This is a genomic window from Anaerosalibacter bizertensis, from assembly GCF_009696605.1.
GTDB lineage: Bacteria > Bacillota > Clostridia > Tissierellales > Sporanaerobacteraceae > Anaerosalibacter > Anaerosalibacter bizertensis.
In genome coordinates, this window is record NZ_VULR01000001.1 from 35,575 (window position 1) to 48,360 (window position 12,786).

The 12,786-nt window shown below is 29.0% G+C and carries 3 protein-coding genes; all 3 read right to left on the bottom strand.

Annotated features, from left to right (window positions below; all coding sequences use genetic code 11):
- Positions 1-72: 72 nt before the first annotated feature.
- Positions 73-8,478, bottom strand: coding sequence for a GH36-type glycosyl hydrolase domain-containing protein (locus tag FYJ27_RS00200; protein ID WP_154481323.1), 8,406 nt, complete (start codon positions 8,476-8,478; stop codon positions 73-75).
- Positions 8,479-8,504: 26 nt separating this feature from the next.
- Positions 8,505-10,949, bottom strand: a complete 2,445-nt coding sequence (locus FYJ27_RS00205; RefSeq protein ID WP_326831013.1) for a sugar phosphate nucleotidyltransferase — start codon at positions 10,947-10,949, stop codon at positions 8,505-8,507.
- A gap of 142 nt (positions 10,950-11,091) precedes the next feature.
- Positions 11,092-12,783, bottom strand: coding sequence for a phospho-sugar mutase (locus FYJ27_RS00210; RefSeq protein WP_154481326.1), 1,692 nt, complete (start codon positions 12,781-12,783; stop codon positions 11,092-11,094).
- Positions 12,784-12,786 lie beyond the last annotated feature (3 nt).

A 12,786-nucleotide genomic window follows, 5' to 3' on the forward strand; every position in this document is an offset into this window, starting at 1 on the left:
CTTTATTTCCTCCTCGATTATTACTCTATTTAATGCAATATTATATCAATTATATATAAAAAAAGATAGAGTCTACAAATACGACTCTACTTTATGCTTTCCTAAAACTACTTCTATATGATGACTTTTATAGTCATTTATTAATTTCACATAGTTTTCATCTAATAAAATCCCATCTAATTTTATATATCCTATACCAGTATTTAATTTATATGGATTTCTCACTTCTATATTATAAATAGTTTCAAAATATTTATATTTTATATTGTACTTATCCCAATTTTTAGGAATACAAGGATTTATATATAAATTTTCTCCTTCTAATCTAAAACCTAATATATGCTCTAAGCCTACTTTATAAATCCATCCTGAAGAGCCAGTATACCACGTCCATCCTCCTCTTCCTATATGAGGGCTAACCCCATATACATCGGCTGCCATTACATAAGGTTCCGCTTTATACTTTCCACATTCAATTAAAGTTCTTGTGTGATTAATAGGATTTATAATATTGAATAGTTTAAAAGCTTTATCTCCTTCTCCCATAAGTGCAAAAGCTCCTATGACCCAAGCAGCCGCATGAGTATATTGTCCTCCATTCTCCCTTACTCCTGGGACATAACTTTTTATATATCCAGGATCTAGTTCTCCACTATCAAATGGTGGACTTAGAAGTAGTATCATCCCTTCCTCTGCTTTCACAAGATATTCTTCTACTGATTTCATAGCTTTTTGATTTCTATCTTTAGTACCAAGACCAGATAATACTGCCCAAGTCTGAGCAATAGAATCTATCCTACATTCTTCATTCTCTTTTGAACCTAAAACATTTCCGTCATCAAAATATGCTCTTAGATACCAATCCCCATCCCATCCATTTTTTTCTATAGATTCTTTTATATTATTTATTAGCTCTTCATATCTTTTTGATCTATCTAGGTCTCCAACTTTTTTACATATAGGTACAAATTTGCTTAAAATACTTCCTAAGAACCATCCTAGCCAGATACTTTCTCCTTTGCCTTTATACCCTACTTTATTCATTCCATCGTTCCAATCACCTGATCCCATAAGAGGAATGCCTCTTTCTCCAAACTTGAGGGATTTTTCAATAGCTTTTATACAATGTTCATAAACGGTACCAATTTTTTCAGACATATTTGGTACTTCATATCTCTCTTGTTCTTCACTACTAAGAATTACACTTTCAATATAAGGAACTTTTTCTTCCAGGATAGAATAATCTTCAGTAATCATTAAATATTCTGCTACTACAAAAGGTAGCCATAACAAATCATCTGAATACTTACTTCTAATCCCTTTGTGAACCTTATCCATAGGGTTAGGATGCCACCAATGCTGTATATCTCCTTCCACGAACTGATGTCTACAATTATTTATAATTTGTTTTTTGCATTCTTCTGGAGCTATATATAAACAGTTCATCACATCTTGAATTTGATCCCTTCCACCAAAAGCACCACCCACTTGGTAAAATCCTGTTCTGCCCCAAAGTCTAGAAACTATAGTTTGATACATTAGCCAATTATTCATAATTAGATTCATAGAAAGTTCAGGAGTATCTATTTGAATCTTTTCCAGTTTCTCCTTCCAATACTCTTTAACTTTAGTTAGCTCTTCTTTAGCCTTATCTAATTTTCTATATCTTTTAATCATAGAATATCCATTCTCTACACTACCACTTTCACCTAAAACCATAACCAATTCCTTTTCACTTCCACTAGGAATAGTTACTTCAACTTCAATAGACGAACAAGGATCATATCCTATACCTACAGTATTAGAAAGCCTTTCCTTTTTCAGAGCTTCTGGATCTTCTAATGAGCCTAAATCTCCTATGAATTCTCTCCTATTTCCTGTATAACTTTTAATTTTCTCTGAAGTTCCAATGAAAATACTACTGTTTCTAAAATCTACATTTGTTGAGTTTTTTATTAAAAATATTTCTTCTTTTTCATCCATATCAGTTTCAATAAATTTATCTGTAATTTCATCTGTTACACCTAGTACAGGTCTTACAAAGTATACTAAAGTTAACTTTCTTTCAAAACTTGAATGGTTTTTTAATTTAATTAAATTCATCTTAATATTATGATCTAAAGCTGTGTATAGAGTTAGTTCTTGTTCAATGCCTTGGCTAAAATGATTAAATTTAGAATACCCCTGCCCATGAGTAATAACATAGTCTTCTTTTTCTCTAATAGGAGAAGAGGTTATATTCCAAATATAACCAGTGTCATCATCTCTTAAGTATATTATTTCTCCTGGTAAATTCACTACAGCATCATTGTACCAAGGAGTCAATTTATTTTCCCTGCTATTATGTGCCCAGCTAAAACCTGCACCAGTTTCTGAAACTATAAATCCAAAATTTCTATTAGCTATAACATTTATCCAAGGAAGAGGTGTATTTAAGCCTTCAGTAAGCTTTATAATATATTCGCTTCCTCCTTTTGCAAACCCTCCATAACCATTGAAATATTCAAGGTCTAATTCTTTTTCAATAGTAGGATAATCTTTCCTTATTCCAGTAAAAGTTTTGTCAGGAATATATTCTTCCTTTTCAAGTTTCTTTTTTAATCCTTCTTCTGCATCAATTATTAAGGATGCCCATTTAAATAATAATGCTCTGTCCTCATAAGGCATATTATTAGATTTTCTAATATATATATTGCTACTATTTCTACCGCATTCAAATACAGTTTCCTGAATACTTTCATACAATGGTTCATAATAAGAACTTTCATATTCACATAGTATAACTAAATCTACTTCTAATCCTTTAAAAAACCAGTAGCCATGAGCTCTTAATATTTTCTTCAAGTTTTCTAATCCTTCCAAGCTCCGTATTATTATGAGAACAATAGGAATATCCCCAGAAATTCCATAAGCCCATAACCCTTCCTGTCCTTTAAAACTTTCTTTTATAATATCTCTATATTTAATAATATTTGTATTATTAAAAAATACTAGACTAGAAACCAATTCATCGTATAATTTTAAGTCATCCCCTTTGTAAGTTAAATATCCAATCTCTGCTTGACTTCTAGTATGAGCTAATTCAAAGGCCTTAGAAAAGCTGATTTCATCATTATATTTTTTGAAAAGTTTGATTGCTCCTTCTTTAGTGCTGTCTATTCCAGTTACAAAGTAAATTTCTTTACTTTCTCCGCTTTTAACTTTTACTCTTCTTTTAAGGCTCATTATTGGATCTAAAACAGCACCTGTTGTATTGGTAAGTTCTTTAAATAATCCTTGGGGATTTGATAGTTTATTCCCTCTACCAATAAAATTAAATCTATTAGTTTCATATTCAAATGCTATTTCATCTTTATCTTCATTCCCTATGCCATGAACTATATATACTATATCCTGGTCTTCTCTTCTCTTCCTTCTGTAGGCTATAATGCCCTTACTATCTTCTATCTCTTCTGTCCTTATAAATAAATTATTAAATACAGGATGAGATATATCTGCATCTAAAAGATCTCCCACTATTTCAAAATAACTACACACTTCAAGTAAAGCGTCTTCTTCACCATTGTTTGTTAATGTAACCTTTCTAATCTCCCCGTCTTCTTCAGATAATAAAACTATATCCATTCTAGTTTCTATATAACCATCTTTTCTATAAAAACTTACTTTATCATTAGAAAAATAAACTTTATATTCATCTGGTTCTACCTTAGTAGGCTCATAGGTTGTAGACCAATACCTGTTCTCTGTTAAATTATTTATATATATAAACTTTCCATATTGATTTACTAATTCTTCTTTTCTCCATCTATTTATAAAAATATTATCCTTCTTTGAATATCCTAATCCTTTATTAGTAATCATTGTTGAGTAATCTCCTGAAGCCAATATATGACAGTGTGTATTTTTTAAATCCTCCTTATCATATATTCTTCCTAAGTTTAAATGTCTTTTTTCTTCCTGGTATTCTATATCTACTAGATTTTCTTTTTCTTTGGCCACAACTACTTTCATAGGTATTTTTTCTTGCAATAAAAGCTCCCCTGTTTTCATTTCAGGATTTCTATGAAATCTATCTATTAAAATTTCTCCATTTAAAAAATTATTTATAGATAGAAATATCATACCTTGATGATGTGTCATATAGCTTTTTACTATTCCTTTATCCATGTTTTGTGGAAGCCTTCTAGTAGTAAAATCTATAGCCTCGTATAATCCATATTTTCCATCCATTTGTTCTTTGACTAAATTATCTACATTAGATATAACGGATTTAGGATTAAATTTTATAGCAAGAATAGAGGAATATGGGGATATTACTAAATCTTCTTTAAGACCTCTTTTAAAACCTAACTGGGGAACCCCAAAAGCCTTATATTGATAATTTAAGTTTACATCAAAAGCAAAAAATCCTGATTCAGATATTCCCCAAGGAAGATTTTTATCACTGCAATAATTCTCTTGTACCCTTATAGCTGTATTATAGGTTTCATCTAATAAAGTGTTTTTATAATTTTTCATAATTAGTGTAGGCATTAAATATTCAAACATAGTTCCAGTCCAAGAAGCTAATCCTCTATATCCATCTTTCTCAATTAAAGTTCTTCCTAATTTAAACCAGTGCTTCACAGGAACTTCTCTTCTGCATATAGCAATATAACTAGTAGTCCTTGCTTCTGAAGCTAATAGGTCATAATAAGAATCTAATAATTCTTTTTTCTCAACAATATATCCTACAGAAAATAACTCTTTCTCTTCATTATATAAAGGTCTAAAATCCACTTCATCTATTAACCTTTCTATTCTGGATATTAGATTTTCAATATTATCTATAGCTCTTTGTGTATTTTTATATAAAACTTTTATATTTTCATCTTCAGTATCTTTTAAAAGTTTTTCGTAATATGTTTTTAAATCTAAAAGGGAGTATTTATTATTTTCATCTAGTATATAATCTCTATACTCTTTTAATAAAGCCTCAACCCTGCTTAAACTTTTAATAGCCCATTTATCTTTATTAAGGTCAATATTATTATTTAGTCTATCTTTTAGCTCTTTCAATCCATCTATACTTATATCTTCTATTTCTTCAACTTGAGCAACTATTTCCGACTTTAATTCTTCATCTTCTATTAAATTTATAGTATCTTTTAATCCTTGTAGATCTTTTTTATCTATCAATGGATTTCTTAAGTACTCTTTAAGACCTTCTCTTAATGCATAAAGGTAAGAAATAAAATTACCACTATCTACTGTAGATACAAAGTAAGGACGTAATGGCTCTAAGTCTGTTGTACTATACCAATTGTACAAATGTCCTTCCCATTTCTCCATTTTTTCTACTGAAGAAATAGTCTTATCAAGTAATTTTGCCATTTCTGATATGGTTATATATCCTAAATCTTTAGCAGATAAAATCCCTACCCATAAAAATCCTATATTAGTTGGAGATGTTCTATAAGCTACTCCATTATAAGGATATTCTTGATAGTTATCTGGAGGTAGAAAATTATTCTCTTCATTTGTAAACATCTCATAATAATCCCAAGTCTTTCTTGCTATCTCCCTTAAATAATTAGTTTCTATTTTAGGTTTTTCCTCTATATCTTCTTTACTAATAAAATAAGCTATTATAGGAGATCCGATCCATAGTATCACAATGATTATTGATGCATATATATTTTTTATATTAAGTAAAAAAGTTAATCCAATTGTAGCAAGCCCTATTAAAACACTACTTCTCATTCTTAAAAAGAAACTTTTTAAATCATTTTTAAGCCTCTTCTCCATATCAAAAGCAGTAGTCCATTGAAGTAAATTTTTCTTTGAAAAAAACACTCTATAAATTGTTCTTAAAATAGCATCTACCATCATATACCCTTCATAAGGTAAAAATATAAAAGAAAGTACTCCTTGATAGAAGCTACCCTTTACACCTGTTATTATATTTCCATTTAATTTTAATTTACTTATAAGATTGTTTCCATATAGTATATGTTCCATCAATGTAATTATAAAAGGTGTAAATATAGCAAGTAACCCTACCATTATCCAAAAATATATACTTCCAGGAAAAATAGTTAAACCAAATATTATTGTAAGAAGTACACTTACAGGAACTAAACTTCGCCTCATATTGTCCACTATTTTCCACTTGGAAATTGACGATATAGGATTTCTTCTATTGCTCTTAAGCCATCTAATTAATTGCCAATCTCCACGGACCCATCTATGGAGTCTCATTATATAAGAATTATACTTTTCTGGATATCCATCTATTAACTCAACATCTGTTGCTAATCCTGCCCTGACATAACAACTTTCTAATAAATCATGACTTAATACTGCATTTTCAGGTATAGAATCTTTTAAACATGTTTGAAAAACCTTTAGATCATATATTCCTTTCCCTGTGAATATTCCTTCTCTAAATAAATCTTGATATATATCAGATACAGCTGTAGTATAAGGGTCTATTCCACCTTGTCCTGCATATATCCTAGTAAATAATGATTTATTTGAACTTTCAATATCTATAGAAATTCTAGGTTGAATTATTCCATAACCTTCCGTTACAATATTTTTCTCACTATCAATTATTGCTGAATTTAATGGATGAGCAATTGTACCTACAAGTTTTTTTGCTGATTCTAAAGGCAGTTTGGTATCAGCATCTAACGTGATTATATATTTTATTTTATTTTTTAATGAAGATATATCACTAGATATCACTGAATAAGTAGTATCTTCATTTCCTAATATTAACTCATTAAATTCTACTAGTGCTCCTCTTTTTCGTTCCCATCCCATCCACTTTTCTTCACCATCAGAATATACTCTATCCCTGTGAAAATAATAGAATATCTTCTCATTTTTACTATATTTATTATTTAATTCTTCAATAGCTTGTAAACCTTTTTGAATTATCTTTTCATCTTCTTTTTCCTTTTCTAATTGACCATCTTTGAAATCCCCAATTAAACCAAAATACAAATTCTTTTCTCCATTGGATAGATAATGAATCTCTAATTGTTTTACCAATTCTTCTACCCTTTTTTCATCTGTTAAAAGGGTAGGTATGACTATAAAAGTTTTAAATTTATCTGGTATTCCATCTTTAAACTCTAATTTTGGCAAATGTATTGGAGAAAACTTCTTAGAAAATATTGTATTAAATATCCCTATAGATATATTAGAAGCAGGAACTAATGTTGTTAATCCAACTAATATTGCCATAACTATATTACTTGTTGCATAAGCATATCTTCCAAATAAAAATACAAGAAACAATGTAAAGAGAACTACAGGAAGAGTATAATATTTTTCACTCTTTAAATAAAATCCTGTTCTTTTTTCCTTTTTATTTAAACTATTAAAAATTTCTTCTCTTCCATCATCTATAATATAATATCCTACATGACTTTCTTTACCTTTATTTCCATTTTCATATTCATTTCTAGCTAGCTCTAATGCTTTTTTAGCTATAAAGATTTCCTTTGTATTTAATTTTTCAGCCAATTCCTGAACATGGTGTATATAATAATTTTTTGATTCTAAATCCATATTTCTATAAACTTCTAAAGGATCTTCTTTCAGTGTCTTTTCTACAATACTTAATGATTCAAATATATTGACCCATTTTAAATTTGAAATGTTTTTTAAACTAATTATGCTATTACCTATTTTTAATTTCATATTGGCCTGTTTAATATGTTCTTTTTCTATTATTTTTTCAACTGTAGTACCAAGATAGTTAAGTCTTCTTTCAAACGAAAATATACTTTGTTGTGTCTCTTCTTTTTTTATTCTAACAAATAATCTTTCTAAGAAGGATGAACTTATTTCTTCCATTTCTTCAATATACTTTTCTATATCTCTAATTTGAGACAGATCTATTTCATTAGCCTTTTGCCATTGATTGCTTATATTTTCAATTTTAGTGCAAATATTTCGAATATAATTCATTAAAGCTAAAGTTAGCATAAGTGGCAAAGAAGAAACTTCTTTAATAGATAAAGTACTTTCCTCTTGATAAGAATTTATAAAATCTATTAAAGTTTCCTCTGTAACAACACCTTCTGTATGAGATATTAGCTCTACTGCTAATATATAGATTCTAGGACAATTTCTAAATACTCCATTTTCTAAAGTATTTAGCTCTAACCCTCTTTCTTCTTCTAAACTTTGTCTTATCTTTTTATATTGAAGTTCTATTATATAAAAATTATCCAGAAGCCATTCTGAAGCTTTAGGCAAGTCCTTATTTCTGCTTAACATTGTATTTAATTTCAAGTATATTTTTTCAATATATTTAAAGTTTTTGTCTAGATTGAACATTAGAAAATTTTTTACATCAGTTTTTTTTCCTATTTTATGATTTCTTCCTAGCTCTCTACCATGTTTCAATAGTTCTTCTCTGGACAAAAGTATATCTTCAGTCTCTATAACACAGGTTTTCTTTCCTCTTAAATATTTCCGCATCTAACTCATCCCTTTCAACTGCTAATCTATGTAGAGTCTTTCCTTATCATCTTTCTTATCTTTTTATCATAAAAATCAGATAATTCTTCAGCATATTCCTCTGATAAACCCTCTACATATATATTGAACACAGGTTTTTCATTGTCTGGTAGAACTAAAACCCATCCTCTATCTTCTACAATTCTTGCCCCTTCAAAAGTTTCTATAACATCATTATCTTCTTCAATAAGCTTTCTAAGCACTTCTCCTTTATCTTCCCATTTACAAGGAACTTGTTTTTCTAAATAATAATATCTGGGTAATTCATCTATTAAGCTAGTTAAAGAAATATCATTTCCTACTAAGAAATCTATTATTTTTCCTACTCCCCATATAGCATCAAAGTTTAATATATATTGACTTATACAATTTCTATTTATTATTTCAGTCATAATATCTGAAATATTCGTCTTTGCTATATGAACTTTTCCATTAAACTTTTCTGCCATCTCTTCTACAACTCTTGGAAAATTATATGGCACAATAACCTCTTCAATTTCTCCAGATTTAAATCCTATTAAAGTAGTGAATAATAAAAATTCTTCTTCAGTTAATATTTTTCCATTACTTTCTATTAGAATTAAATCCTCTCCATCTTCACTAAATACTATTCCTAAATCAAATTTTTCTTTTTTCACTTCTTCAGATAAAATTTCCATTGATTTTTTTCCATAAAAGTCAGTTGTTTTTACATTACAACCAATGCTCTCTAAATACTCTTTAGCAAGAGTTATTATATTATGGGATTTTGAACTAATTAAGATATTAGGGGACTTTCTTTTTATTTTGTTAATATTTTTTAATATTTTTTTACCTTCTTCTATGTATATAGAAGAAAAATTATACATCTTAACTATATCCTTAACCCTTTTTCCACTACATCTTTTGAAATCTTCAATAGCAAAGGTATTTTCAATTTTTCTTTCTAAATTTCTACTTATATTAACACCGTTACTATCAAGTAATTCTATATGAATTTTATTTCTATCCAAAGAATCTACCTTAACTTGTATTCCTCCGCTAGCTTGAAATTTTTTTACTGCAAATCTACACATAGGAAGGGAAGCTTCCTCTATATCTATCACCTTGGCACCTGTTGAAAGTACACCAGCTATCAAAGAGTTTTTAATTAAATTAGATGAATTGTACTCATCGCAACTTATTATAAACGTTCCACTTTCTTTGATTGTTGAGGCAAAAGCTGTCCCTAATTTAGACGCAAATTCAGGTGTAATATCTATATTTGCATCTCCTGATATATCTCTATATCCGAATATATTCTTTGAAGCCTTTGAGCTCCAAATTAAATTTTCTTGTACTACTGCACCTTCTTCTACTGTTTTATATGGCCATATTTTTATATTAGGATTTATAGTTGAATTTGCTAAGAGTTTCGAATTACTTCCTATTACTGCTTCTTCATAGATTTTAACTTGTTCTTCAATTTGTACCAAATCGCATACAACACTTTTTCTAAGCTCTACATTATCTGATACAAATACCTTATCCCATAAAATACTTCTTTTTAATGATGAGTTTTTACGTATATGACAATTATCTCCGATTACACTATAAGGCTCTATAATAGTATTGTCTTCTATAATAGTATTATCTCCAATATAAACTGGTGGAATTAACTTCACTCCATTTCCTAATGAAGTCCCATCTCCAATCCATATTCCATCTTTTATTTCTTTCGACTTAAATTTCATTTCTATTTTTTTATTTAGTAAATCTTCATGGGTTTTTATATATGAATTTAAATCCCCTATATCGCACCAATATTCATGGGTTACATAACCATACATAGGGACATTGTCTTTCAAAAGTCTTGGAAATAGATCTTTGCTAAAATCAAAATTCTCACCTTTTTTATAATAGTCTAGTACTTCTGGTTCCAATATGTATATACCAGTATTTATAGTATCGCTAAATACTTCTCCCCAACTAGGCTTTTCTAAAAATCTTGTTATCTTACCATTTTCATCTGTTATTACTACACCATACTCTAACGGTATAGGTTCTTTTTTCAATATAAGAGTAGCTTTAGAATTTCTTTCTTTGTGAAAATTTAAAGCTTTTTCAATATCTATATTAGTAAAAGCATCACCACTTACAACTATAAAAGTATTGTCAAGAAAATCTTCTGCATTTTTCACACTTCCACCTGTGCCTAATGGTGTTTCCTCTATATAATAATCCATATTTACACCAAATCTTTTACCATCGCCAAAATATTCCGTTATCATTGCAGGTAGATAGTGTAAAGTTACAGCTATATCATTTATATTGTACTTTTTTAAAAGATCTACAGTGTATTCCATGACTGGTTTATTGAATATGGGTACCATTGGTTTTGGAATACGACAAGTAAGAGGTCGTAATCTAGTTCCTTGACCACCAGACATTATTACAGCTTTAATTTTAATCACTCCTTGCTTTCTTTTATCGTATACATTATTGTTTCATATAAGTGGGAAATATATTCATAAAAGTCATTTTTTCGTAACAATAAAAAAGCTAAGGTTTTAAACTATAGTTTAAAACCTTAGCTTTCTATTATTATTTAAAATATTACTTCACAGATTTTATTCTTTCAATTACAGCTTCTTCAATAGCTTCTATTTGTTTTAAAGATTCTTCTTCGCTATCTGCTTTTGAATAAATATATATTTTTATCTTAGGTTCCGTTCCTGATGGTCTTATGGCATACCAAGCTTCTGTATCAAATATATATTTAAGTACATTTGAAGGAGGTGTACCTGTATTTCCTTCTAAATAATCTATGGTCTTTACAAGATTATTATTTCCTATACTTTTAATAGCTTTATCTCTAAAGGAATCCATTATTCTTCCTATTCTTTCCTGCCCCTCTATACCTTCTAAAACTATTGATATTAATTTTTCTTTATAATAACCATGTTCTTTATACAATTCTTCTAATATATCTAAAAGGGTTTTTCCTCTTTTTTTATAATAGGCAGCCATTTCAGCAATAAGCATACTGGATATAACTCCATCCTTATCCCTTACTATAGTATCATATACATATCCAATACTTTCTTCATATCCAAAGATAAAAGTATGCTCTTTAGTCTTATCAAATTCATTTGCCTTTCCACATATATGCTTAAATCCTGTTAAAGTATCTATGGTTTCTATACCATACTTTTTAGCAATTGATTTACTTAAATCTCCAGTTACTATAGATTTAACTATCACTCCATCATTAGGTAAATTTCCTTTTTTGTATCTAGACCCTAAAATATATTCAACTAATAGAGCTCCCGTTTGGTTTCCATTCAAAGGAATGAAATCCCCTTCACTATTCCTTACAACACAAGCTACCCTATCACAATCTGGATCTGTTGCTATTAATAAATCAGCTTCTACATTCTTTCCTAACGCTTCTGCGTATTCAAAAGCTTTCACATCTTCTGGATTTGGATATCCTACTGTAGTAAAATCTGGATCTGGATTTTCTTGTTCAGGTACTACTATAATATTTGTAAATCCTCTTTCTTTTAAAACCCTTCTTACAGGTTTGTTTCCTGTTCCATTTAATGGAGTATATACAATTTTAATTTCCTTATCTATATCATTGTTTAAAGCAAGAGATTTTACTTTCTCGATATATTCATCTTCCACATCTTTCCCTATAATATTTAACAAGCCACTTTCTTCTGCTTCTTTTCTTTCCATAATCTTTATATCTGAAAAATCTTCTATATTTTTAATATTGTTTAAAATCTTTTCTGCAATATCATCTAGTATTTGGGAACCTTCTTCCCAATACACTTTATAACCATTATAATCTCTTGGATTATGGCTAGCAGTTATTACTATTCCAGAAATAGTATTTAACTTTCTAACAGCAAAAGAAAGTTCTGGTGTAGGTCTTAAATCATCAAAAAGATATACCTTAATTCCATTTGCAGCCAATACTAATGAAGATATTTCTGCAAATTCTTTTGAAAAATGTCTTACATCATAGCCTATAACTACTCCCCTATTCATAGCCTCTTGACCAAAAGATTTTATTGTATCCGCAAGTCCTTGGGTTGCTAAGGAAACAGTATATCTATTCATCCTATTAGTTCCTGCTCCAATTTTTCCTCTTAAACCAGCTGTTCCAAAAGATAAATCAGCATAAAATCTATCTTTTATTTCTTCATTATCCTCTTTTATAGATAAAAGCTCTTCCTTAGTTTTTTCATCAAAATATGGACTATTTAGCCACCTCTCATATTTTTTTATGTAATCCATACT